Consider the following 25,789-nt stretch of genomic DNA (forward strand, 5'->3'; position numbering starts at 1 on the left):
GTTATAAAAAATCCTGTTGCAGCCGCTCAACAATCGGCTGGTTGGCATCGGGGAAGCTGATAGCAGCCAGATCGCTGACATTCGCCCACTGCAGCGGTTGGCCCTCCAGCCCTGCGGGTGTGCCGCTAAAATCGGTAACCAGCCAGATATCCAGCTTAACCTGACGCTCCGGGTAGGTATAATTCAGCTGCATAAACGGCCTGGCTTGCAGCACGGTAATGGCCAGCTCTTCCTGCAGCTCACGAGCCAGGGCAGCTTCGACCGTTTCGCCGGGCTCAACTTTACCGCCCGGAAACTCCCATTTGCCACCCTGATGCTGTTTACTGCTGCGCAGGGCCAGCAACACTTGTTTATGCTGAGCTTGCTGCCTGATAATGACACCTACTGCCACATGTAGCTGTGGCAGGGTATCGGTTAGCTGACTAGCGTTAATCACGTTGTCGGACACAGGATTAGCTGAGCTTGCCATGACACTGTTTATACTTTTTACCTGAACCGCACGGGCATGGGTCGTTGCGGCCGACTTTTTCACCGTCGCGCACCACAGGCTCCGGCATGGCGCCAGCTGCGGCAGCTGCAGCCGGTGCTGCACCCGCCATCTGGCCGGCTTCAGCATGCTGATAGTTATGCGGTACCGCATCAGCTTTACGGCGCTGCTCTTCCACCGCTTCAACATCTTCCGCGGCTTTAACCTGTACCCGGCTTAAAATGCCAATAACGTCGGTTTTCAGCTCGTCCAGCATATTTGAAAATAATTCAAAGGCTTCGCGCTTATATTCCTGCTTCGGGTTCTTCTGGGCATAACCGCGCAGGTTAATACCCTGGCGCAGGTGATCCATTGCCGCCAGATGCTCTTTCCAGTGGGTGTCCAGGCTTTGCAACATAATCGCTTTTTCAAACTGGCGCAGTACTTCCACCCCAACCATTTGCTCTTTATGCTTATAGCCTTCGCTAAATTCCAGCTGAATTTTATCGCGCAGTTTTTCTTCAAACAGCTTTTTATCATCAGCCAGCCATTGGCTTACCGGTAACTCCAGAGCAAAGTCAGCTTTTAAACGCTGCTCCAGCCCCGGAATATCCCACATTTCGTCTAACGATTGCGGCGGAATATACTGGCTGATCACCGAGTCGACGACATCCTCTCGAATAGCGCTGACCGTTTCGCTGATATCAGTGGCATCCAGCAGTTCGTTGCGTTGCTCGTAGACCACTTTACGCTGGTCGTTAGCAACATCATCAAACTCCAGTAATTGCTTACGGATATCGAAGTTACGTGCCTCTACTTTGCGTTGGGCGTTTTCAATAGCCCGGCTTACCCAGGGGTGTTCAATCGCTTCGCCTTTTTCCATTCCTAACCGGCGCATCATGCCGGCCATCCGGTCTGAGGCGAAAATCCGCATTAACGCATCGTCCAGTGACAGATAAAAGCGCGATGAGCCCGGATCGCCCTGCCGGCCTGAACGACCACGCAGCTGATTATCTATCCGCCGCGATTCATGCCGCTCGGTACCAATAATATGCAAACCACCGGCCGCTATCACCTCATCATGCCGCTGTTGCCAGTCCGCAGTGATTTTAGCCACCTTATCATCGGTTTTCTCGGTTAACCCAGCTAATTCAGCTTGTAAGCTGCCGCCCAGCACAATGTCAGTACCCCGTCCTGCCATGTTAGTGGCGATGGTAACGGCACCCGGCCGGCCGGCGTCAGCAATAATCTGTGCTTCATTGGCGTGGAACTTGGCATTAAGCACCTGATGCTTAATTTTGGCTTTATTCAGTAAGCCTGATAAGTATTCTGAGCTTTCAATCGAGGCGGTACCGACCAGCACTGGCCGTTTGGCGTCGCGGGCTTTAACAACATCTTCAATAATGGCGTTGTACTTGTCTTCTGCAGTTAAGTACACCAGATCGGCCATATCGTTCCGGACCATTGGCCGGTTGGTTGGCACCACAATGGTTTCCAGGCCATAAATTTGCTGAAATTCGAATGCTTCTGTATCGGCAGTACCGGTCATCCCGGCCAGTTTGTCGTACAAACGGAAGTAATTCTGGAAAGTAATGGACGCCAGGGTCTGGTTTTCGTTCTGGATCCGCACCCCTTCTTTCGCTTCTACCGCCTGGTGTAAACCTTCCGACCAGCGCCGGCCTTCCATGGTACGACCGGTATGTTCGTCAACAATAACGATTTCGCCGTCTTTCACCACGTAGTCGACATCGCGCTTAAACAGCTGATGGGCCCGCAGTGCAGCATAAACATGGTGCAGCAGGGTAATATTGGCCGCAGAGAACAAGGTGTCTTCTTCACCAATCATGCCGGCTTCGCGCAGCATATCTTCGACTTTAATCTGGCCCTGTTCGGTCAGGTAAACCTGACGGGCTTTTTCGTCAACGGTAAAGTGACCATCGCCGTGGTTGCCCTCTTCGTCCTCTTTTTCCTGCTTTTCCAGCTGCGGTACCAGAGTATTGATTTGCTTGTACAGCTCAGAGCTGTCTTCAGCCGGGCCGGAGATAATCAGCGGGGTACGGGCTTCATCAATTAAAATCGAGTCCACTTCATCGATAATGGCAAAGGCTAAATCGCGCTGCACCCGGTCCTGCGGTGAGAACGCCATATTATCGCGTAAATAATCGAAACCAAATTCGTTATTAGTGCCGTAAGTTACGTCGGCCTGATACGCCTGCTGTTTTGCCTGATGGGCTAAACCCGGTACGTTAACGCCAACAGTTAAGCCTAAGAAACTGAACAACGGCTCGTTGGTTTCAGCATCGCGCCGGGCCAGATAATCATTGACGGTAATAACATGCACGCTTTTGCCGCTAAGAGCATTCAGATAAGCAGGCAGCGTGGCCGTAAGGGTTTTACCTTCACCGGTACGCATTTCGGAAATGCGGCCCTGATGCAGTACGATACCGCCCAGCAACTGCACATCAAAATGGCGCATTTTAAACACCCGGGTACTGGCTTCGCGCACTGTGGCAAAAGCTTCCGGCAAAATATCTTCCAGCGTGGCGCCGTCTTGCACTCGCTGTTTAAATTCAGCCGTTTTCTGTTTTAAGGCTTCATCGGATAACGCCTGGTATTCGGCTTCCAGGGCATTAATCTGCTTCACATATTTCTGCTGTTTCTTCAGGAAGCGGTCGTTACGGCTGCCAACTAATTTGGCGAAAAATTTTCCAAACATTATCCAGATACCATTTAAGTTAAAACTGCTTTGCAGCCCTGGCCAGGCCAGTTATTTATTGTCGTTGTATGTTACTGCCTGCCGGCAAAGCGGCTCTTGGCAGAATATGGTGCCAACCGGGGTCAGTTTCAAGCCCGGCGAACTGTGGCAGCACCGATAAAACCTGTTACACTTAACCGGCCTGCTGTTAAGCCTGTTAAGTAAGCTGTTGATGAAACGCTATAGCCATAAACCCAAAGATTTAACCAAGCTGTTTGGCCAGAGCTCGCTGGCTACGATGCAGCAACAGTATGAACTTATTCGCAAATTAAATACCGAGTTATGCCATATTTTACAGCTGGAACAACTGAGTTTCTGTCAGGTGTCGAGCATTAATGCCGGGCGGGCGGTTATTTTATGTCAATCGCCAGGCTGGGCTAACCGGTTAAAGATGCAGCGCGATGCCATTCTAGACAATTTCAGGCAAAAAATCTTGCCTGATTTAGCCGGAATTGATATTGAAGTGTCGCCGCATGGCCAGATTGCCCGGCCAGCAGTAACAACCCCGTCTAAAGCACCTGCCAATATCAAACAACATGATTTATCTGACAGCGCCCGCGCCGCGCTGCAACAGGCACTGGAGCACAGCGACGATAAAGTAAAACAGGCATTAGCCCGACTACTGGCCAAATAATTAAAATGGGTCGGAGTGAATAATTTATTCACTCCGACCCATTTTAATGCAGGTGTAAAAAAACCGGCATTTAGCCGGTTTTTTTTCATTCTTTTTTAAATTCAGTGCAGGATCAGGCCAGTTGTGGTGCCAGATAGGAGATAGGCATCTGGGCTTTATCTTCAAAACTGACAAACTCCCAGTTTTCCTGCTCGGCTAACACGGCACATAACAGCTGGTTATTTAACGCATGGCCGGTTTTGTACGAGATAAACTCGCCCAGTACGCTGTAACCCGCCATATATAAGTCACCGATGGCATCGAGAATTTTGTGTTTGATAAATTCGTCTTCATAGCGCAGACCATCCTGGTTTAATACCCGGAACTCATCCAGTACCACAGCGTTATCGAAACTGCCGCCCAGTGCCAGGTTATTGGCCCGCAGATATTCGATATCGTGCAAAAAGCCAAAGGTACGGGCGCGGCTGATGTCTTTGATAAAGCCGGCTGCAGAGAAGTCCATTTGCATCCGCTGGGTAGTTTCAGCAATCACCGGGTGGTCAAAATCGATAGCGAAGTCGATTTTAAAGCCGTTATGCGGGCGGATTTCGGCCCATTTATCGCCGTCTTCTACTCGCACGGTGCGCTTGATCCGGATAAATTTCTTTGCCAGTTTTTGCTCGCTAACACCAGCTTCCAGCAACAGATAAACAAACGGGTTGGCACTGCCATCCATAATCGGAATTTCAGCTGAATCAACTTCAATAATCAGATTATCAATACCCAGGCCAGCAATAGCCGCCATTAAATGCTCGGTAGTAGACAGGCGCACACCCTGCTCATTGATCAAACACGTACACATTACCGTGTCACCCACCATTTCGGGGGTAACTTTAAAGTCGACTATCGGCTCAAGGTCAACACGACGGAACATAATGCCCGTGTTGTCAGGTGCAGGCCGGAGAGTGAGCGTAACCTTTTCACCCTTGTGTAACCCAACACCAATAGTACTGACTGTTTTAGCGACGGTACGTTGTTTAATCATAATTTCTTCCTGCTCAAAATTTAAGCAATCTCAAAATGGCGGCGAAGCTTAGCACAACTTCAGCAACTTTGCCAATTTAGCTGCATCGACTGCAAGCAGCTATCCTGACTAACCCCAGCTGAACAGTAGCTTAACTTCAACTGTTGCTAATATTACTTCAGCCACCTGGCATGCGCCAGACATTTAACAGCCAGCCATGGCAGGCAGCTTAATCAGCCTGCTTACGTAAAAACGCCGGGATATCAAAAATATCGATACCGCCTTTGCTTTCCGGCTGGGTTTTAGTCTGTACTGCTTCTTCTTTTTGCGGATTAGCCGCCGGCGCTGCATGGCGCATGGTATTACCCTGCTGCACATAAGCCTGTACTGGTTCAGCACGGTGGCTTGGCACCAGGCTGATGTCCGGCCGGCGATCAGCGCCAATACCGGTTGCAACTACGGTAACCCGTAATTCGTCGTGCATTTCCGGGTCAATAACCGCACCTACCACTACAGTGGCATTTTCAGAAGCAAAAGCTTTTACCGCATTACCGACGGTTTCAAACTCTTCAATGCTGATATCCAGGCCGGCAGTGATATTAACCAGAATGCCTTTGGCACCTGATAAGTCGATATCTTCCAGCAGCGGGCTGGAAATAGCCTGTTCAGCCGCTTCTTCAGCACGATCCGGGCCTGAGGCGCGGCCGGTGCCCATCATCGCAGTGCCCATTTCAGACATCACAGTACGTACGTCAGCAAAGTCGACGTTGATCAGACCAGGTCGGGTAATTAATTCAGCAATACCCTGTACTGCACCCAGTAATACGTTATTCGCTGCTTTAAATGCATCCAGCAGGCTGGTGCCTTTTCCAAGTACTTTCAACAACTTATCATTCGGGATGGTGATAAGCGAATCGACATACTTGCTCAGTTCCAGAATACCTTCGTCGGCATAGGCAGTACGCTTTTTACCTTCAAACGGGAACGGCTTGGTGACTACAGCCACTGTTAAAATACCCAGCTCACGCGCCACTTCAGCAACGATAGGCGCAGCACCGGTACCGGTACCACCACCCATGCCAGCCGCGATAAAAATCATATCTGCGCCCTGCAGGGTTTTCTTGATGGTTTCGCGGTCTTCTTCGGCAGAACGGCGGCCAATTTCCGGATTAGCACCGGCACCTAAGCCTTTGGTTACACCGGCACCTAATTGCAGGGTGACATTGGCAGAAGAATTACGCAGCGCCTGGGCGTCGGTATTGGCCGCCACAAACTCTACGCCTTCGATATTGCTGGCTACCATATATTCGACAGCATTACCGCCACCGCCGCCAACACCTATTACTTTAATTACAGCTTCTTGGCTGTGGTTTTCCATTAACTCAAACATAGCTCTCTCTCCGTTTTTACGCTCTTTAAAACTCACCTTTGAACCAGCTGCTGATTTTTTTCAGCAAGCTGCTAACTGGATCGCGGCTTTGTGCCGCATTTTTTTGCTGGGCCCGGACATCCTTGCCATACAGCAACAACCCGACTACGCTGGCGTAGGCCGGGTCTTGTACATATTCTTTTAAACCGCTGACATGCATCGGCTGGCCAACCCGCACCGGCATCTGAAACACGTCTTCGGCAAACTCCACTGCACCTTCCATTTTCGAGGTGCCGCCGGTTAGCACTAAACCGGCAGCGATTTGCTCTTCCAGGCCAGAGCTGCGAATTTCTTCCAGCACCAGTTCGAACAACTCGTGGTAGCGCGGCTCTATTACTTCGGCCAGGGTATGACGTGACATCGAACGCGCCGGCCGGCCACCGACACTGGGGACTTCAATGCTTTCTTCCTTACCTACCATGCTGCGCAGGGCACAGGCATACTGCACTTTGATATCTTCGGCGTGGCTGATTGGCGTGCGGAAAATCTTGGCAATATCGCTGGTAACCTGATTACCGGCCACCGGAATAACCGCGGTATGGCGCAGCGCGCCGTTGGTGTAAATGGATAAGTCGATGGTACCGCCACCCATATCCACCACACAGACACCCAGCTCTTTTTCATCGTCAGTCAGCACGGCATAACTGGATGCCAGCGACGAGAAAATCAGCTGATCGACTGCCAGACCGCAGCGCTCAACGCACTTTTCAATATTTTTAGCCATATCGTTGGCACAGGTAATAATATGGGCTTTCGCCTCCATTCTTACCCCTGACATGCCGATCGGGCTTTTAATACCCTCCTGCATATCAACTGAGAATTCCTGTGGCAATACATGCAACATCCGCCGCTCAGCCGAAATAGGCACCGATTTAGCCGCATGAATAACACTGGCGACGTCATCGGCGGTGACTTCAGTATCATTGATCGGCACCATACCGCTTTCGTTCTGGCAGCGGATATGTTTACCGGTAATGCCTAAATACACTGACGAAATCTGGCAATCGGCCATCAGCTCGGCTTCATTAATTGCCCGCTGTACCGCCTGCACCACCAGATTCAGATCATTAACGCCGCCTTTGTCCATGCCTCGCGAGGCATGAGTACCCACGCCGACGATACTGAGCCGGTTATCCGGGGTAATTTCGCCTACTACGGCTTTAATCTGCGCGGTACCTATGTCCAGCCCTACGATCAGATCTCGTTCTATCGACTTTGTCATGCTTTTCTCTTTGGCTCCGTATTGGCATAACGCACGGCAATGCCGGTGTCATAGCGCAAATCGACTTCAGCTAATTCCTGTTCCCGATGGTTTTGCATGGTCGGGTACAATTCAATAAAACGTTGTAAGCGTTTCATGGTGTCCTGCCGCCCCAGTTGCAGCGCCAGCCCACCCTGCAGTTGCAGCCGCCAGGAAAAACGCTCGGTTAACCAAAGTTGCTCGGCGTTGAACTGATGTAACTGCAGTAACGACTGCATATGATGAAACATTGTCAGGGCATCCTGCTCACTGCCCTCGGGGCCGTGGAGCCGGGGCAGCGCCGGGATCAGCTCGCTTAACGGGGCAATAAACAGCTCCCCTTTATTATTTAGCAAGTGCTGCTGATTCCAGACTGCGACCGGCTGCTGCTCTGTCACAACCACCACCAGGGTATCGGGCCATTGTTTGCGCACGGCTGCCTGATAAACCCAGGGTTGTTGCTGCAGGAACTGCTGCACCTGATCAACGTCCACCCGAAAAAAATTACCAACATACTCCTGATGCAACTGCTGCTGTAATGCCTGTTGCTGAATATGCTGAAAATCACCGTATAACCGCACCTGTTTTATCGGTGCGCCCTGCTGGCTTTGCAGCCAGCCATGAACCTGAACACCACCCCAGCTCAGCAGCGCCAGCGCCAGCACAAAAAACAGCAGACCGGCGATAAAGCCGGGCCTGTGGTTTAACTGCTGCAATGACTGACGCAAGCTCATATTATTGGCCCTGCTTCATTTCGCTGATCGGCAGCGTTTGCGTTAAAATGCTCAGTACCAACTCGCTGAAACTTAAGCCGGCTGCTTTGGCGGCCATTGGCACCAGCGACTTTTCCGTCATGCCCGGCACGGTATTCACTTCCAGTAAAAAGTGTTCGCCCTGTTCGTTCAGCATTAAATCAACCCGACCCCAGCCCGAGGCGCCGACTGCTTTAAATGCGGCCAGCGCATCACGCTGCATAGCTGTCGTTTGCTCCGCCGTTAACGGCGCCGGACACAGATATTCGGTGCTGTTGGCCTGATATTTGGCTTCGTAATCATAAAAGGCCCTTGGGGTGCGCATTTCAACAACCGGCAGCACCGTATCGCCCAGAATGGCAATGGTAAATTCACGGCCACTGATCCAGCGCTCGACCAGAATTTCACTGTCGTATTTAAGCGCGGCGGCGATGGCCTGCTCCAGCTCTGCTGCCGTGCTGGCGGCACTCATACCAATACTGGAGCCTTCATTGGCCGGTTTAACCATTACCTTGCCACCCAGCTCTTGCAGCAACCCTGCATAATCTATGGTATCGCTATGCACTACCGCAAAAGGCGCTGTCGGTAGCTGCTGAGCGATAAACAAACGCTTACAGCGAATTTTATCCATCGCCAGTGCCGAGCCGAGTACACCGCTGCCGGTGTATGGCAGCCCCAGTAACTGCAGTGCGCCCTGCATAGTGCCGTCTTCGCCGCCGCGGCCATGTAATACAATAAATACCCGGTCCGCTTTTACGTCGCTTAGCAGTGCCGGCAGCGCCTGTTCGGCCGGATCAAAGGCTACCGCATCAATGCCGGCTTGCTGTAACGCACTCAGTACCGCTTTGCCCGAGCGCAGCGACACGTCGCGCTCAGCAGAATGACCACCCAACATCACTGCCACTTTGCCAAAGTTACTCATGCTGCACTCTCCGACAATTGCTTTAACCGGCTGATATCCAACCCGGTTGCGGCCAGCTCTTTCACCAGAGTGCCAATATTGCCGGCGCCCTGGGTTAGCACGATATCACCGTCTGCCAGCACTTCAGCCAGCGCACCGGCCAGCGCTTTGGGTTCGGCAACATATACCGGCTCTATCTGGCCCCGGGCGCGGATTGACCGGCACAGGTTGCGGCTGTCAGCGCCGGCAATCGGGGCTTCACCGGCAGCGTAAACTTCCAGCAACAATAATTTGTCGACGCTGGAAAGCACCTGGGTGAAATCTTCATATAAATCGCGGGTACGGCTGAACCGGTGCGGCTGATAAGCCATCACCAGCCGACGCTCTGGCCAGGCACTGCGCACCGCCGCTATCGTCGCGGCCACTTCCGTCGGGTGATGACCGTAATCGTCAATTAACAATACCTTGCCGCGGCCAGTGTCAAACTCGCCATATTGCTGAAAACGCCGGCCTATGCCTTCAAATTTCCCCAGCGCTGCCAGAATGGCCTGCTCGCTGATCCCTTCATCTGCCGCCAGGGCAAAGGCCGCAGTGGCATTTAACGCATTATGTTTACCCGGTAAATTAAGCTGCACTTCACGCTGGTTACCGGCAGGATCGGTGATCAGGAAAAAGCTGCGGGTACCCTGCTGCGTAAAGTCAGAAATCTGGTAATCGGCATCGTCACTAAAGCCATAAGTCAGCACGGTGCGGCCAATGGCCGGGATCAGCCCGCGCAGCACTTTGTCATCGATACACACCACCGCCATGCCATAAAACGGCAGGTTATGACAAAACTCCAGATAGGTGTCTTTCAGCTTTTCAAAATCACCTTCGTAAGTGTCCATATGATCGGCTTCGATATTGGTAATTACCGTCGCCATCGGTTGTAAATGCAGGAAAGACGCATCGCTTTCGTCCGCTTCGGCAATCAGGTAGCGCCCCGCTCCCAGCCGGGCGTTAGAGCCGGCTGAATTCAGTAAGCCACCAATAACAAAAGTCGGGTCGGTACCGGCTTCGGCGAAAATAGACGCCAGCAGGCTGGTGGTGGTAGTTTTACCGTGGGTACCGGCGATGGCGATACCGTGGCGAAAACGCATCAGCTCACCAAGCATTTCGGCGCGGCGCACCACCGGGATCCGCTGAGCCAGTGCGGCAGCCACTTCGGGGTTCGCCGGCTTAATAGCACTGGATACTACGACCACACTGGCACCATCCACCTGGCTGGCATGATGGCCAAATTTTACTTCTGCTCCCAGCGACACCAGCCGTTCCACCACGGAATTAACCGCCAGATCAGAGCCGGTTACTTTGTAGCCTTCGTTCAGCAGTACTTCGGCAATGCCGCCCATACCGGCGCCGCCGATACCGACAAAGTGGATCCGCTCTACCCGGCGCATCGCCTGTTTTTTATGTTGCAGCGTGGTAATCATACTACTTGTCCTGTTACTTGCCGGCACAGCGCGGCAATATGAGCCGCCGCATCCGTTGTTGCCAGACTGCTGGCACGCTGCGCCATTTGCTGCAGCGGTGCTTTATCGGTTAACCAGGGGCGCATAACCTGCTTCACACCCTGTTGTTGTAATTGTTGCTGCGGTAATAACACGGCAGCATCCCGGTCGGCCAGCACCCGGGCATTGGCACTCTGATGATCATCAATCGCCGTTGGCAGCGGCACAAAAATGGCGGCCACCCCGACAGCGGCTACTTCGCTGACGGTCAGCGCACCAGCGCGGCAAATCAGCACATCGGCCCAGCGATACGCGCCGGCCATATCATCAATAAAGGCACTGACCTCAACCTCGCCACCGCCCGCTTTTAGCTCCTGATACGCCTGTAGTACTTCGTCATACATGGCGGTGCCGGTTTGATGGCGTACAGCAATGCGGCCAGCTTTGGCCAGCTCAGTCAGTTGCGCCGGCAGCGCCAAATTCAGCGCCCGGGCACCGAGGCTGCCGCCGATAATCAGAATATTCAGACTGTCGGATTGTGGCCGGTTTGCCCGGCAATGCAGCAGTTCAGCCCGGATAGGGTTGCCCACCAGTTGCCGTTTACTGTGGCCTTTAAAGGCGCTGTCAAAAGCCACCAGCACCTGGTTGGCCAGCCTGGCCAGTAATTTATTGGTGCTGCCGGCAACCGCATTCTGCTCATGAATCAGCAGCGGCGTGCCGCTAAGCCAGCTTGCCAGGCCACCGGGGCCACTGGCATAACCACCAAAACCCAGCGCTATGGTCGGTTTTAACTGCCGGCATACCCTGGCCGCCTGCCACAGTGCTTTTACCAGCATCCAGGGCGCGGTCAGTTTGCTGCCAAGCCCTTTGCCGCGCAGGCCCGCCACGCTGATACCGTAAAACGGCCAGCCAAAACCCGGCACCAGCTGTGCTTCCATCCGATCACTGCTGCCCAGCCAGGCGATATCCCAGCCTTCGGCCTGCAGCGCCTTTGCCGCCGCCTGCGCCGGGAATATATGGCCACCGGTGCCACCTGCCATAATCAGTGCCAGCGGTTTAGCCATGTTTGCCTCCGCTTAGCGCCTGTTTACCTTTTAAGCGCACTTCAAAATCAATCCGTAGCAGCAGGCCGGCGGCAAGCAGCATAATGACCAGACTACTGCCGCCTGAGCTGACAAACGGCAGCGTTAAGCCTTTGGTTGGCAGGGCGCCGGTTGCCACACCGACATTCACCGCGGCCTGAAAGCCAATCCAGATAGCTAGCGCGTATGCCATAAAGCCATGAAAACTTAATTGTTTGGCCAAGGCGCGCTGACCAATCCACAGCGCCCGGTAGACCAGGACAAACAGCAGCGTCATCAGTACTGCCACGCCGATAAAGCCGGTTTCTTCAGCAATGACCGCCAGAATAAAGTCGGTATGGGCTTCGGGCAGGTACTCCAGTTTCTGAATACTGTTACCCAGGCCCTGACCAAACCAGCCACCGCGGCCAAACGCCATTAATGACTGAGTCAGCTGGTAACCACTGCCAAAGGGATCGGCCCACGGGTCAAGAAACGCAGTAACCCGCTTCCAGCGGTATTCGCTGTAAACAATTAACACGCCAATCGCCATCAGACCGGTGGCCATTAAACAGAGGAACTGCCAGATTTTAGCGCCGGCTAAAAACAACAGCGCAACGGCTGTGGCGAACATGACAATAACGGTGCCTAAATCCGGCTGCATCAGTAGCAGTACTGCAAACAAAAACAGCACCGCTAATGGTTTTAAAAAGCCTTTCAGGTTATCCCGCACTTCCTCATGCCGGCGCACCAGATAACTGGCCAGGTAAACAAAAAAGAATAACTTGGCCGGCTCTGCGGCCTGTAAACCAATGGGGCCCAATGATAACCAGCGGGTACTGCCATTAACATTGCGACCAAACAGCAACACTGCCACCAGCAACAGAATACCCAGCAGCAGTAGCCACATATTGCCACGATGCCACCAGCTTACCGGGACCCGTAATACCAGCACAGCCAGCGTCAGGCCAATACCCAGATACACCATATGGCGGATAGTAAAATGCAGCGGATTATTAAATAACCGCTCGGCCACCGGCATCGAAGCACTGGTTACCATGACCACGCCGATAGCCAAAATCAGCATCAGCAGGGTTAAAAACAGTTTGTCGTAGGCCGCGTTGTCATCGCGCTGCCAGGCGGCACTGATACTCTGCCACGGATTCTGCCAGACGCTTTGCCATGCACTTTGCCAGACAGTTAAGTTAAGCTGCTTCATAGCTTCAGCTCCTTAACCGCTTTGGCAAACAATTCGCCGCGCTGGGCATAACTTTTAAACATATCCAGGCTGGCACAGGCCGGTGATAACAACACCATATCGCCACTCTGAGCCAGTTTGGCGGCCTGCTGAACTGCCGCAGTTAAATCTTTTACCTGAATAGCGTGCGGGTGCAATGAGGCAATGGCCGGGCCATCCTGCCCCAGGGTGATGACATGGCTGACATCACGCTGCAACACCGGTTGTAGTTCAGTAAGATCAGCCCCTTTGCCATCGCCACCGGCAATCAGGATTAGCTTGCCACTGATCTCAGGCCGCAGGCCGGCAATTGCCGCCAGCGTTGCGCCAATATTGGTGGCCTTAGAATCATTGATCCAGCGAACCCCTTTGTCTGAGCGAACCAGCTGGCAGCGATGAGCCAGGCCACCGAACTGCTGCAAGGTGCGGACAATGGCCTTTCTGTTTGCGCCTGCGCTAAGCGCTAATGCCGCAGCCGCCAGCGCATTAAACTGGTTATGGCTACCGGTAATAGCCAGCTGACTGACCGGCAATAAAGGTTCACCGGCAACGTTAAGCCATGGCTCACCTTTTACCGTTGTAATGCCGTAGTCAGCGTCTTGCAGGCTAATCGCCAGCCGCTCAGCCTCACCTGCTGCAGCACCCGGATAGGTTAACGGGTCCGCCTGGTTATAAACGGTCAGCTCGCTATGCTGATAAACCCGCTGTTTTGACGCCGTATAGGCGGCCATATCAACATAACGGTCCAGGTGGTCGGCACTGACGTTCAGCAAACAGCTGGCCCGGCTTTGCAGGCTGATTGTGGTATCTAACTGAAAACTGGATAGTTCCAGCACAAATACGGCTGCATCCTGCTGGCGGATGGCATCCAGTACCGGTAAACCAATATTGCCGGCGGCGACAGCGTTAATACCGCTTTGCTGCAGCATTTCCGCCACCAGCGTGGTGACAGTCGACTTGCCATTAGAGCCGGTGATAGCAATAACCGGTTTTTGATTAAAACGACCAAACAGTTCAACATCGCCCAGCACTTCCACGCCCTGCGCTTTGGCAAAGCGAATGGCCGGGTGGCTGAGAGCCAGCCCGGGGCTGACAATAATCATGTCCATTTGTGCCAGCCGGTTGGCGTCAAACTCGCCCAGGTAAATCCCGTCTACCTTGTCGGCCGCAATTTGCTCCAGCCCGGCAGGTTTGCTGCGGCTGTCCATCAGTACCGGTTTTACCCCATGCGCCAGCAAAAAGCGTACTGTGGCCAGACCCGACAGGCCCAGCCCCACTACCGCTATGCGTTTGGCGTTAAGGTTCGTTTGCATCAGTTATCTCAGTTTCAGGGTCGCCAGACCCACCAGCACAAAAATGATCGATAATATCCAGAAGCGGACAATAACCCGCGGCTCCGGCCAGCCTTTTAATTCGTAGTGATGATGAATGGGTGCCATCCGGAAAATCCGCTGGCCCCGTAATTTGTATGATCCCACCTGCAGAATGACTGACACCGTTTCAATGACAAAAATGCCGCCCATAATAAACAGCACAATTTCCTGGCGGACTAAAATAGCAATCACGCCCAGCACAGCACCCAGTGCCAGGGATCCGACATCGCCCATAAAAACCTGGGCCGGATAGGTGTTAAACCACAGAAAGCCCAGACCGGCGCCGATCATCGCTGCGCACAGCACCACCAGCTCACTGGCATAGGGCAGATAAGGGATATTCAGATAACCGGCAAAATTCACGTTACCACTGGCATAAGCAATAATGGCAAAAGCGCCGGCGACCATAATGGTGGGTACTATCGCCAGGCCGTCCAGGCCATCGGTCAGGTTAACGGCATTGCTGGTACCGACGATAACAAAGTAACTTAACGCCAGAAATAGCAGCCCCAGCTGTGGCATCACATCTTTTAAAAACGGCACCAGCAGCGCGGTTTCAGCCGGCCGCTCTGCGGTCATATATAAAAATAAAGCAGTGATAATGGCGAATACCGACTGCCAGAAATATTTCCAGCGTGCGATCAGGCCTTTCGGGTCTTTGCGGATCACCTTGCGGTAGTCATCGATAAAGCCGATGGTGCCAAAACTGACCAGCACAAACAGCACCACCCAGACATATTTGTTAGTTAAATTCGCCCATAACAGGGTACTGACCAGAATAGAGCCTAAAATCAGTAAGCCCCCCATGGTAGGGGTGCCTTTTTTCGAAAAATGGCTTTCCGGGCCATCGCCCCGCACTACCTGGCCAATCTGCATTTTCTGCAGCCGGGCAATCAGGATCGGCCCGAAATATAAGCTTAAAAATAATGACGTTAACACGCCCAGAATTGACCGGAAGGTCAGATAGCTGAACACATTAAAAAAGCTAATGTACTGGGTTAAATATTCGGCTAACCACACTAGCATGGGCTACGCTCCTGCTGACATCGTTCTAGCAAGTCCTGCACTACTAACTCCATTTTCGCACTACGAGAGCCCTTAACGAGTATCGTGACATTCTGCTGGGTTGTAATAAGCGGTATCAGCCGGTCTAACATCGACTGCCGCGAGCTGAAATGTGAGCCTTGTCCGTTGAACAGGTCACTGGCGCTCTGTGATAACACACCCAGGGTGAATAACAGATTAATACCGGCATCTTTGGCATATAAGCCGATTTCTTCGTGGTATAAACGGGCATTTGCGCCCAGCTCTGCCATGTCACCTAACAGCAATACCCGGTAGCCCTGATAACTGGCCAGCAAATCAATTGCGGCTTTTACCGATTCAACATTGGCATTGTAACTGTCGTCTATCAGCTTAATGCTTTTGCTAAGTTCAATAATATTGGTCCGGCCTTTTACCCCGGCCATCTGCGCCAGCCCCAGCTGGACATCGCTAAGCTTAGCGCCAACCGCCATTGCTGCAGCCGCAGCCGCCAGCGCATTAGCAACGTTGTGCTTGCCCGGCAGGCTAAGCTGCACCAGCACCTGCTCGTTACGGTACACCAGGTTAAACTGGGCACAGCCCTGACTGTTCAGGCTGATTTGCTCTGCCCTGATATCAGCAGTGCTGTTATCAGCATTACTGTCAGTTTTATAATCACTGGCGAAGCTGATAATGTTTAAATGCTTACAACGGTTACGCCAGTATTCGGTAAACTCACTGTCGTGTTGCATGATGGCAATACCACCATCGGCTACGCCGGAGAAAATCTCGCCTTTTGCTCTGGCCACGCCGTAAGTATCGCCAAAGCCTTCCAGATGTGACGCTGCAGCGTTAGTAATAATGGCGACATCCGGCTTTACCAGGGAGGTGGTATAGGCAATTTCACCGGCATGATTGGCGCCCAGCTCCATCACGGCAAATTGATCCTGCGCCGTTAAGCGCAGCAGGGTTAAAGGCACCCCAATATCGTTGTTAAAATTGCCCTGGGTCGCCAGCACCTGGCCACAGCGGCTTAAAATAGCAGCCAGCATTTCTTTGACTGTGGTTTTACCGGCACTGCCGGTAACCGCGATAGTTTTTGGCTGAACCCGGGCTTTAACCGCTGCCCCCAACTGGCCCAGTGCCAACCGCGTATCAGAGACCACTATCTGGCTGATATCCGCATCCAGTGGCCGCTCGGCGACAATAGCAGCTGCGCCTTTGGCAATGACATCGGCAACAAAGCGACTGCCATCAAAGTTAGGGCCTTTTAAGGCAATAAACAGCGCGCCGGCGCTTATCGTTCGGCTATCTGTGCTGACCTCGCTGATTGGCTGGTTGGCGCCTATTAACTGCCCCTGTAATAAGGTAGCTATTTCTGCACAGCTTAGCGTTATCATAATGCCATCTCCGACATAAGTTGCCGCACGTAAGCACGTTCATCATAGTGTTGCTGTTCGTGCCCGATAATCTGGGTGGTTTCATGGCCTTTGCCGGCCAGCAAAATGACATCGCCGGGCTGGGCACTGGCCAGCGCCAGCTTAATTGCCAGCTGGCGGTTTTCCTCGATCCGGTAATTGTCGGCATCCTGCATACCGGCCGCAATATCCTGACAAATCTGTAGTGGCGCTTCGCTGCGCGGGTTATCTGAGGTAACTATGCAGTGATCAGCGTATTGCTGCGCCAGCTGGCCCATTAGTGGCCGCTTGCCTTTATCGCGATCGCCACCACAACCAAATACACACCATAGCCGGCCTTTACAATGCTGACGTAGTGCCTGCAGCGCCTGTTGTAAGGCATCCGGGGTATGAGCGTAGTCAACCACCACAGTGACACCATGGCTGAAAGGAAATTGTTCCATCCGCCCGGCCAGCGGTTGCAGGCTGCTGGCAGCATGCAGTAATTCAGTTAAGTCGTAGCCCAGCGCCAGCAAGCTGCTGATGGCCGCCAAGGCGTTCTGTATATTAAATTCGCCCAGCAGTGGTAACTGCAGTTTATGCTCGCCGGCCTGGCTGGTTAGTAAGCACTGAAAACCCCGGGCAGTAGCGGTTAGCTGGTGATAGCCCAGAAAGCGGCTATGTCCCTGACAATCTTCTGCTTTGCCATAGGCCCATACCGGAATATCGTTGCGACTGGCTAGCGCCTTACCCAGCGCATCAGACACATTCAGTACCGCACAACGACTCGTTTCAGGTTGAAACAGCAGACTTTTCGCCTGGCCATACTCGGCCATGCTGCCATGATAATCGAGGTGATCCCGGCTTAAATTGGTAAATACCGCCACCTGAAACTGGATACCGGCGACCCGCTGCTGCGCCAGCGCATGCGACGACACTTCCATTGCTACCAGCTGACGCTTATTGGCAGCGAATTCTGCCAGAATGCGTTGTATTTCAATGTAATGAGGCGTGGTATTCAGCAACGGTGTCAGCTGCTGCCAGTGGCCGTAGCCCAGGGTACCAATAACCGCTGAGCGCGTATCACAATGCTCTGCCAGCTGGTTGACAAAACAACTGGTACTGGATTTACCATTAGTGCCGGTAATGCCTATCAGCTGCAGATGCTGTTGTGGCTGCTGATAAAACCGGGCCGCCAGTAGCGGCATTTGCGCCGGCAAATCGTCCAGCACCACTATCCGATCGTCCTGACCGCTTAGCTTTGCAGTGCTATTGGTCAGCACCAGCGCCGCTCCCTGGGCCAGCGCCTGCTCAATGTAGTTGTTACCATGCTCGCGGGTGCCCGGCAGGGCGACAAACACATCACCCTCGGTAACCCGGCGACTGTCCAGTTGCAAATGGCGCAGTGGCCGGTCAGCTAGCCGTTTTGCTAGTTCAGGCAACCATAAATGGAGCTGGTTAGTTGCCATTATTACCTCCCGCCCGGCTGATCAGCGCCGGACCGGTATCGGCATCAGGCGTCACATTTAATAGTTGCAGGCTGGCACCCATAATGCTGGCAAAAACCGGCGCGGCAATTTCGCCACCATGATAAAAATCACCAGCGGGTTCATTGATAACCACCACCGTGACAATCCGCGGATTAGACACTGGCCCTACACCGGCAAAAGAAGCAATATAATCATCACCATAGCCGCCAGCGACGGCTTTACGTGCCGTACCTGTTTTACCGCCAACCCGGTAGCCGTGCACCTGCGCCCGGTTGGCGGTGCCACCGGGGCCAATATTGGCTTCCATCATTTCCAGCATGGCCAGCGCATGTCTCTCTGCCAGCACCCGTTGTCCCGGATCCGGTTCATTATTCTTCAGAATGCTCAGCGGCCGGTTGATACCGCCATTTGCCATAGTGGCGTAAGCCCGGGCTAACTGCACGGCAGTAACAGATAAGCCATAGCCATAAGAGAAAGTTGCGCGCTCAAAATCAGACCAACGCTGGCGGTAACTGAAAAGACCGCTGCTTTCACCATTTAAACCCAGACCGGTATCTTCACCCAGGCCCATATTGTTATATAACGCGACCACATGCTGATGCGGCATATCCAGCACCAGCTTTGCCACGCCCATGTTGCTGGATTTCTGAATAATGCCGGTTAAATCCAGCTCTTTATAATTTCTCGGGTCGCGCACCCAGCTGCCGCCAATTCGCATCGTGCCCGGATGGGTGTCAACCACGGTATCCAGGGTGGCGCTGCCAAACTCCAGCGCGCTTAGCACGGCCAGTGGTTTCATCGTCGAACCCGGTTCAAAGGTGTCGGTAATGGCCCGGTTACGAAAGCGGTGAACCGGCGTATTGCGCCGGTTATTCGGGTTGAAGGACGGACTGTTAACCATGGCCAGAACTTCGCCGCTGGCCACATCGACCACCACCGCTGAACCGGAGGTAGCACCATGCGACAATACTGCTTTTTTCAGTTCACGATAGGCTACTGTCTGAATACGCTGGTCAATGCTCAGCTGTAAATTTGCCGGCGCTGTGGCGTCCTGTCGTTCCAGTACTTCAATTTCCCGGCCTTTGGCATCTTTGCGAAATACTTTGCGACCCGCCGTGCCGGTCAGTAAGTCGTTAAAACGCTTTTCAATGCCTTCCACCCCAACATCATCGACATTGGTAAAGCCGATTAACTGCGCAGTCACTTCGCCGGCCGGGTAATAGCGTTTTGATTCCTGACGGAAGTAAATACCCGGCACTTTCAGTTTTTTTACATAGTCGACCACTGCCGGATTGACCTGACGCTGCAGGTAGACAAAGCGTCGTTTCGGGTCATCGCCTATCCGGCTCAGCAGTTGCTGTGGGCTCATTTGCATAATGTCAGCCAGCGCGTGCCAGCGCCGCTCGTCAGCAGGGGCGTTGCGTTCGATAACAATTTTAGGGTCAGCCCAGATGGCTTCTACCGGCACACTGACTGCCAGCGCTTCACCGTGGCGGTCAAATACCATGCCGCGCATTACCGTATCAGCCTCAACCCGCAAGCTGCGGCGATCACCCTGGGTCACCAGCATTTCCGGCTCGACTACCTGCAACCAGGCAGCCCGGGCCAGCAATGCCACAAATACTGAGGTCAGCATTACCATTACAAACGCAAAACGCCAGCTGATAACTGACGGATACTGACGGGCTTTTGCCTGGCTTTTTGCTGGTTTAGCTGTCATTGCTGCCTCACCATAATGTCGCGTTCACCGCTGGGCCGCTGCATATTTAAGCGTCGCCTGGCGATATCCTCCACCCGGCTGTGCTCTGCCAGCGAACGTTGTTCAAGCAACAAATTGCGCCATTGGGTATCAAGCTGGTCCCGCTGTTGATAGTAAGTATCCTGAGCGATGGTCAGCTGGCGGTTTAAATGGGCCAGATACACCACCGCCAGCGCAGAAACGATACATGCCAGCAACAGCACACCGGCCAGCTTATGCTGACGCCAGTCCTGACTGATTAATCGTTCCAGCTGGATCTGACTCATGTCTGTTGCTCCCCGCCGGCCTGTTTCGGAGCAATACCCTGCTTTTCTGCGATGCGCAGCACCGCACTGCGGGCACGCGGGTTGGCGGCCAGTTCGGCGTCAGAGGGCATCAGTGCTTTGCCAATCAGTTTCAGCGGAATGGCTTTGTTTAGCTGGGCGTCGGTTAATGGCATCCCCCTGGGTACCGGTTCACCTTTGGAATAACGACGCATAAACTGCTTCACAAGCCGGTCTTCCAGCGAATGAAAGCTTATTACCACCAGCCGGCCACCGGGTTTCAGCACTGCCATCGCAGCGTGCAGCGCCAGATTGACCTGTTCCAGCTCACTGTTGACGTAGATCCGGATAGCCTGAAAACTACGGGTAGCAGGATGCTTTTTCTCTTTGTGGCTTTTAGGCACGCTGTCGCTAATCAACTTCGCCAGCTGTGCAGTACGGGTAAAGGGGGTCTCAGCCCTGGCGGCCACAATGGCCTGAGCAATCCGCCAGGCAAACCGCTCTTCGCCATATTCACGCAGCACAAAGCTGATATCTTCTACATCGGCAGTCGCCAGCCACTGGGCGGCCGACATACCACTGCTTGGGTCCATCCGCATATCTAGCGGGCCGTCCCGCATAAAGCTGAAACCACGGTCGGCGTCATCCAGTTGCGGGGAAGACACGCCTAAATCCAGCAGAATGCCGTCTAATTTGCCACTGAGCTGATGCTGCTCAGCCACGGTTGCCAGGGCGGCAAAGGGGGTATGGGTGATATGAAAACGCGCATCAGCTTGCAGTGGGGCTGCAGCAGCGATAGCGGCGGGGTCGCGATCTATTGCAAATAAGCGGCCATTCGGGCCAAGCTGTTTCAGAATTTCCCTGCTATGGCCGCCACGCCCAAAGGTACCGTCCAGGTAAATCCCGTCGGCTTTAATTGCGAGTCCGTCAATTGCTTCTTTCAGCAAGACAGAGATATGAGCATGGCTTGTCATTTACAGTACAAAGTCCTGTAATCGTTCAGATAATTCAACATTGCCGGCCTGTGCCTGTTCCAGCTCAATATCAGCGGTTAAGCGATCATGCCAGGCGGCTTCGTCCCAGATTTCGAATTTATTCAGCTGGCCTACCAGCCGGATATTTTTACTCAGACCCGCGTGCTGACGCAGTGGCGCCGGCACTAAAATACGGCCGTTTTTATCCATATCGCAGTCAGTGGCATTGCCCAGCAACAAGCGTTGCAGACGGCGTTCCTGCGGGTTCAGGCTGGACAGCGATTTCAGTTTTTCTTCTATTTCTTCCCACTCTGCCAGCGGATACAATAATAAGCAGGGATCGTGCAGGTCGATGGTGCAGATCAGGTGGCCCTGATTTTCAGACAACAGGACTTCCCGGTAGCGCGCAGGCAGCGCCAACCGTCCCTTATCATCCATTGTCAGTGTAAACGAGCCACGAAACATAACTTATCTGCCTGGTTAATCGGGCTGCATTTTTCAGCGCAGCGCCCGCCTGAATCGTCTGGATTATTCCAAAATGATCCACAATTACCCACAAATCCCCACAACGATACAGTTTAGGGCTCTGCTTTAACCAATGTCAAGGTAAAAACCAAGTCTGCTGATCGATAAAGATCCAGTAAAATCGGGCGCTGGCTTAAAGTTGATGATTTTGGTGGGGAAAAGTGGTGTCACTGAAAATCAGCAGGCGCAGGCTGCTGGCAATTAATTTTACTTTGCCGGCTTTTTCAGCAGAAAACTTGCTATTGCCGAATAAATTATTCAATATAAATTTACATATCGCATAACTAATTTTTTATAACCGGCTGACAGGCCGGTTGAGCCTAAGACCACCGCCTATGCTGAGTTTACTAAAGATACGTGGCATGCTGGACCAAATGTCGGTTATAGAGCGCAAGCTGGCCGAGTTTATTCTGGACAATGCGCATATGCTGCGCGATTACTCGTCGCAACAGCTAGCTGATGCTGTCGGGATCAGTCAATCCAGTGTGGTCAAGTTTTGTCAGAAGCTGGGCTATAAGGGTTATCCTGATCTGAAGCTGGCGATTAATGAAGCGGTGGTCACGGCCAGCACCCTGAGCCGGGATCAGGCCGATAAAAACAGTGATGACGGCAGCTTGATCGGCATTGGCGAGCAGTTACAGTTCAGTCTGCAGCAGCATTTACGCACCTTACTGACCATTAATGATGAAAAAACCCTGCTAAAGGCCGCCCGCTTATTACAGGGTGCCGATAAAATATTACTGGCCGGCTTCGCCAAGTCGGCGATTGTAGTGGCAGATATGCAGTTCCGGCTGCTGCAACTGGGTAAACTGGCGTTGCATCATGCCGATCCGGCATTAGCATTGCAGCTGGCCCGCAGTTTAACCGACACCAGTGTTTTGCTGCTGGTCTCGGATTCCGGCCAGAACAATGATTTGCTGAAACTGGAACATTATGCCAAAAGCCGCCAGCTGAAAATTATTTCACTGACCAGCTATAAAACCAATGCCCAGAGCCTGGCGGCTGACATTACGTTGTTTACCTTAAGCGCCGAAGAAGATATCCGTTTAAATCCGATACTCACCCAGCTGGCCCAGCAGCATTTATGTCATATGCTGTATCTGCAACTTTGCCAGTGGCAGAATAACGATTTAGCCTTAACTGAAAGCACCGAATTACTGGGCCTGCTGGAAAAACCCTGACCGCGCCTGGTTAACCGGGTCTGCTGGCAAAGCACTAAGCTATCAGTGCAATATCCCCAGGCTATCAGTCCAGCATCACCAGGCCATCAATAGCGGTAATACCCAGTCCCGGCGCATTGCCGATAGTAATATCAGCATCATTAAAATTCACGCTGCTGCGCACCGGGTCAAAAGCACAGAGCGATGGCCCGTCTAAATCAATTTTGGTAATAACATCAGACTTGGCTACCGCGACATGCACCGCCGCAGCCACGCTGATACTACCCTCCAGCATACAGCCAATCATGCACTGCATATCATAAAACGAGCAGATATCAGCAATTTTAATCGCGTTGGCAATGCCGCCGGTTTTCATCAGTTTAATATTGATAATATCGGCCGCACGCATTTTGATCAGCTCTATCACTTCGCGCGGGCCAAAGCTGCTTTCATCGGCCATTACCGGGGTATGCACCCGCTCGGTAATATATTTTAAGCCCTCTAAGTCATACGCTTTTACCGGCTGTTCCACCAACTCCAGCCGCACTCCGGCATCTTCCAGTTTACGCAGGGCATACACCGCCTCTTTGGCCGTCCAGCCCTGATTGGCATCGAGCCGGATTAACGCTTTGCCGGCTACTGCGGCATAAATGGCTTTCACCCGCTCAATATCGACGCCGATATCTTTGCCCACTTTTACCTTCAGGGTTTCAAAACCGCGGTCGATAGCGCTGAGTGAATCGGCGACCATTTTATCGATATAGTCGACGCTGATAGTGATATCAGTGGTTATTTTTGGCACACCGCCACCGAGAATTTTATATAGTGGTGCCTGATAAAGCTGGGCGAATAAATCATACACCGCCATTTCCACCGCTGCTTTGGCACTGTAGTTTTTCATAATAGCGCCCTGGATCAGCCGGATAATATGATTTAAATCGGCAATTTGCTGGCCAACCAGCTTGGGCTTTAACACGCTTTTTATCGCATCAATAATCGAGCCATGAATATCACCGGTAATTACTGCCGTGGCAGGGGCCTCACCATAGCCAATATGGCCGGTGTCGGTTTCAATCATGACCACTACATCTTCAATTTGCTGCACGGTGCGCAGCGCCGTTTTAAACGGGGTTTTCAGTGGTATGGTAAGCATGCCCAGCCGGATGTCGGTAATTTTCATAGGTGCCTCGGTTAACGCAACGATTTAAGCGCGTATATTTTATCCAGATAACTGCTGTCGGCCGAAAGCCGCAGCGGGGTTAACGGCGTTACCGCTACCCCATTTAAAATCCCCTGATACAGCTCAGGTGTAGCGTCAGCATTTTGCCCGGACACTTTGTCAGACGCGTCGCCAGATGCTTTGTCAGACGCTTTGTAAGACTCTTTATAAGAAAAGTAGGCCAGCTCATGTACTGAGTGGATAACAAAGGGCTCGCCATTATCCTCACCCAGATACAGCATCACATGGCCCGGCCGGTAAATTAAATCACCGGCGCTGGCTTTGCTGATTGCGGCCAGTTTTTCATGCTGGCTGCTTTGGGCGCTAAAGCGGATATTCTGACCATAGCTGCCCTCGCCCTGCTGACCGGAGTTACGCGGCATCAGCAGGCCAAAGCTACGGTAAATTTCAATAATAAAGCCGGTGCAATCCCGGCTGTCGTAATCATGGCCCCAGCCGTAGCGATCGCCCAGAAACTTAAATGCCTGCTGCAGCACGTTTGCCGGCGTATAGGGCAGATAACCGACCCTGACATCCTGCTGGCGGGCAATCAGTGCCGGGGTAAACGCCAGGCTGCCATCAGCACTGCGTAGCGGCAGTTTTACAATATAACTGGCATGCGGGTTCTGGCCATTGACGTTATGGCCGGTGTCATCAGTAGTTAACAGCGGCAGCCGGGTGCCCATATCCAGCAGCAGTTCTGAAATTGCCGGTACCGCAGGCGTATAGCTGGTATAGGCCCGGGCACCGGTTACCAGCAGAAACGGCGTTTGCTCACTGTACTCAAGTACCTGTTGCCTGCTGCCAGTAGCAACATCGGCTGCCTGCACCCAACCGGTATAATGATAATTCTGTACCAGCAGCCAATTAGCATCGTGGCTTTGGTGCAGCACCGCGACTGGCTCGCCCGGAAACAGCGCGGTTTCCTGAAAGCGGTCTAAGTCCAGCGCCATCTGTTCATTGTGCACTCTGTCTTCGGTTGGCATGCTGCGTAAATCGGTGCGCTTAACTACTAAAGCAAAACGGACCGGATTAGCAGGTTGCACGGCATCAGTATTCAGGTTTTGCCGGTAGTGCTGCCACTGGGTAGCGGTTACTGGCTGGCCATTGGCGTAAAAACGCTGCTGCTTAGCCGATGCACTGGCATTATCGATAATGTCAGCCAGCTGTGCTGCCGTAAAGCTGGCTGGTAAATCTGCCAGCCGGGTCATTTCAGGCTGTCTGGCAAAGGTTTCGCTGTTTCTGGTGCTGATTTGCGCCCCGGTTAACAACAGCCGGTCGGGATCAGCGACCTTCGCCAGCCAGAAGTCGGCACTGAGGTGATCGGGCTTTAACATAGGAATATCTGACTTCGCATAAACATTTTCCTGAACAATGCTGCTGCCTACGCAAAAAAGTATTATTAACCAATAACCTGGTCTCATTTCACCCTCTTATCAGCAGCAGGAAAATACCGGCTGACTTTTATAATAGCTGCAAATAGAATCAAATATTCCAATTAATAGTAATTTTTAGCATAAATTATTTTCAAAACCAAAAAATTATTGCTATGTTAATTTTGTGCAGAAAATAAACACCTCGCACTATAACTATAAACGGGTATTAAAAAGGGCAAGCAGAACCCTGTTACGGACAGCT

22 protein-coding genes are annotated in these 25,789 nt (G+C 52.7%); 2 read left to right on the forward strand and 20 right to left on the reverse strand.

The window, feature by feature from the left end; genetic code table 11:
• Position 1: 1 nt before the first annotated feature.
• Positions 2-469: an 8-oxo-dGTP diphosphatase MutT gene (gene mutT, locus R3187_RS08185; protein ID WP_318966234.1), complete on the reverse strand. Its 468-nt coding sequence runs from the start codon at positions 467-469 to the stop codon at positions 2-4.
• Positions 453-3,182 carry a preprotein translocase subunit SecA gene (gene secA, locus R3187_RS08190; protein WP_318966235.1) on the reverse strand — a complete coding sequence of 910 codons (2,730 nt, stop codon included), beginning with the start codon at positions 3,180-3,182 and terminating at the stop codon, positions 453-455. The genes mutT and secA overlap by 17 nt, the downstream gene beginning before the upstream one ends.
• 211 nt (positions 3,183-3,393) lie before the next feature.
• Between secA and R3187_RS08195 the strand changes: the two genes are divergently transcribed.
• The gene (locus R3187_RS08195; protein WP_318966236.1) at positions 3,394-3,855 is read left to right on the forward strand and encodes a DciA family protein; all 462 of its coding nucleotides are present in this window, start codon (positions 3,394-3,396) and stop codon (positions 3,853-3,855) included.
• A 112-nt stretch (positions 3,856-3,967) separates the two neighbouring features.
• Here R3187_RS08195 and lpxC read toward each other — a convergent pair whose 3' ends face one another.
• The 16 genes from lpxC to mraZ form a co-directional block, all read right to left on the reverse strand.
• Positions 3,968-4,879: a UDP-3-O-acyl-N-acetylglucosamine deacetylase gene (gene lpxC / locus R3187_RS08200; RefSeq protein ID WP_318966237.1), complete on the reverse strand. Its 912-nt coding sequence runs from the start codon at positions 4,877-4,879 to the stop codon at positions 3,968-3,970.
• A 208-nt stretch (positions 4,880-5,087) separates the two neighbouring features.
• Positions 5,088-6,248, reverse strand: coding sequence for a cell division protein FtsZ (gene ftsZ / locus R3187_RS08205; protein WP_318966238.1), 1,161 nt, complete (start codon positions 6,246-6,248; stop codon positions 5,088-5,090).
• Positions 6,249-6,273: 25 nt separating this feature from the next.
• On the reverse strand, positions 6,274-7,509 hold the full coding sequence (ftsA, locus tag R3187_RS08210) for a cell division protein FtsA (RefSeq protein ID WP_318966239.1): 1,236 nt from the start codon (positions 7,507-7,509) through the stop codon (positions 6,274-6,276).
• Positions 7,506-8,261: a cell division protein FtsQ/DivIB gene (locus tag R3187_RS08215; RefSeq protein ID WP_318966240.1), complete on the reverse strand. Its 756-nt coding sequence runs from the start codon at positions 8,259-8,261 to the stop codon at positions 7,506-7,508. The genes ftsA and R3187_RS08215 overlap by 4 nt, the downstream gene beginning before the upstream one ends.
• Position 8,262: 1 nt before the next feature.
• Complete coding sequence (locus R3187_RS08220) at positions 8,263-9,201, reverse strand: D-alanine--D-alanine ligase (RefSeq protein ID WP_318966241.1); 939 nt, start codon at positions 9,199-9,201, stop codon at positions 8,263-8,265.
• Entirely contained in the window at positions 9,198-10,652 is a 1,455-nt protein-coding gene (gene murC, locus R3187_RS08225) for a UDP-N-acetylmuramate--L-alanine ligase (protein ID WP_318966242.1), read from the reverse strand. Before murC ends, R3187_RS08220 begins: the two co-directional genes overlap by 4 nt.
• Entirely contained in the window at positions 10,649-11,734 is a 1,086-nt protein-coding gene (murG, locus tag R3187_RS08230; RefSeq protein WP_318966243.1) for an undecaprenyldiphospho-muramoylpentapeptide beta-N-acetylglucosaminyltransferase, read from the reverse strand. The genes murC and murG overlap by 4 nt, the downstream gene beginning before the upstream one ends.
• Positions 11,727-12,950, reverse strand: a complete 1,224-nt coding sequence (gene ftsW / locus R3187_RS08235) for a cell division protein FtsW (RefSeq protein WP_318966244.1) — start codon at positions 12,948-12,950, stop codon at positions 11,727-11,729. Before ftsW ends, murG begins: the two co-directional genes overlap by 8 nt.
• Positions 12,947-14,281 carry a UDP-N-acetylmuramoyl-L-alanine--D-glutamate ligase gene (gene murD / locus R3187_RS08240; RefSeq protein WP_318966245.1) on the reverse strand — a complete coding sequence of 445 codons (1,335 nt, stop codon included), beginning with the start codon at positions 14,279-14,281 and terminating at the stop codon, positions 12,947-12,949. The genes ftsW and murD overlap by 4 nt, the downstream gene beginning before the upstream one ends.
• A gap of 3 nt (positions 14,282-14,284) precedes the next feature.
• Entirely contained in the window at positions 14,285-15,367 is a 1,083-nt protein-coding gene (gene mraY, locus R3187_RS08245) for a phospho-N-acetylmuramoyl-pentapeptide-transferase (RefSeq protein WP_318966246.1), read from the reverse strand.
• Positions 15,361-16,764: a UDP-N-acetylmuramoyl-tripeptide--D-alanyl-D-alanine ligase gene (locus R3187_RS08250; RefSeq protein WP_318966247.1), complete on the reverse strand. Its 1,404-nt coding sequence runs from the start codon at positions 16,762-16,764 to the stop codon at positions 15,361-15,363. Before R3187_RS08250 ends, mraY begins: the two co-directional genes overlap by 7 nt.
• Positions 16,761-18,230 carry a UDP-N-acetylmuramoyl-L-alanyl-D-glutamate--2,6-diaminopimelate ligase gene (locus R3187_RS08255; RefSeq protein ID WP_318966248.1) on the reverse strand — a complete coding sequence of 490 codons (1,470 nt, stop codon included), beginning with the start codon at positions 18,228-18,230 and terminating at the stop codon, positions 16,761-16,763. Before R3187_RS08255 ends, R3187_RS08250 begins: the two co-directional genes overlap by 4 nt.
• Positions 18,220-19,971 (reverse strand): penicillin-binding transpeptidase domain-containing protein, encoded by a 1,752-nt coding sequence (locus R3187_RS08260; RefSeq protein ID WP_318966249.1) that lies wholly within the window; start codon positions 19,969-19,971, stop codon positions 18,220-18,222. The genes R3187_RS08255 and R3187_RS08260 overlap by 11 nt, the downstream gene beginning before the upstream one ends.
• Entirely contained in the window at positions 19,968-20,276 is a 309-nt protein-coding gene (ftsL, locus tag R3187_RS08265) for a cell division protein FtsL (RefSeq protein WP_318966250.1), read from the reverse strand. Before ftsL ends, R3187_RS08260 begins: the two co-directional genes overlap by 4 nt.
• Positions 20,273-21,247 (reverse strand): 16S rRNA (cytosine(1402)-N(4))-methyltransferase RsmH, encoded by a 975-nt coding sequence (gene rsmH / locus R3187_RS08270; protein ID WP_318966251.1) that lies wholly within the window; start codon positions 21,245-21,247, stop codon positions 20,273-20,275. Before rsmH ends, ftsL begins: the two co-directional genes overlap by 4 nt.
• Positions 21,248-21,712, reverse strand: a complete 465-nt coding sequence (gene mraZ / locus R3187_RS08275) for a division/cell wall cluster transcriptional repressor MraZ (RefSeq protein ID WP_318966252.1) — start codon at positions 21,710-21,712, stop codon at positions 21,248-21,250. It lies immediately after the preceding gene.
• A gap of 395 nt (positions 21,713-22,107) precedes the next feature.
• Here mraZ and R3187_RS08280 point away from each other — a divergent pair, with 395 nt between their 5' ends.
• Complete coding sequence (locus R3187_RS08280) at positions 22,108-22,953, forward strand: MurR/RpiR family transcriptional regulator (RefSeq protein ID WP_318966253.1); 846 nt, start codon at positions 22,108-22,110, stop codon at positions 22,951-22,953.
• Between the two features lie 64 nt (positions 22,954-23,017).
• Here R3187_RS08280 and R3187_RS08285 read toward each other — a convergent pair whose 3' ends face one another.
• Positions 23,018-24,112, reverse strand: a complete 1,095-nt coding sequence (locus tag R3187_RS08285) for a dipeptide epimerase (protein ID WP_318966255.1) — start codon at positions 24,110-24,112, stop codon at positions 23,018-23,020.
• 11 nt (positions 24,113-24,123) lie between these two features.
• A complete protein-coding gene (locus tag R3187_RS08290; protein ID WP_318966257.1) occupies positions 24,124-25,488 on the reverse strand; it encodes an SH3 domain-containing protein in 1,365 nt (454 codons plus the stop codon).
• Between the last annotated feature and the right edge of the window lie 301 nt (positions 25,489-25,789).

The sequence above is a fragment of the Arsukibacterium sp. genome, assembly GCF_033721375.1.
Taxonomy (GTDB): domain Bacteria; phylum Pseudomonadota; class Gammaproteobacteria; order Enterobacterales; family Alteromonadaceae; genus Alishewanella.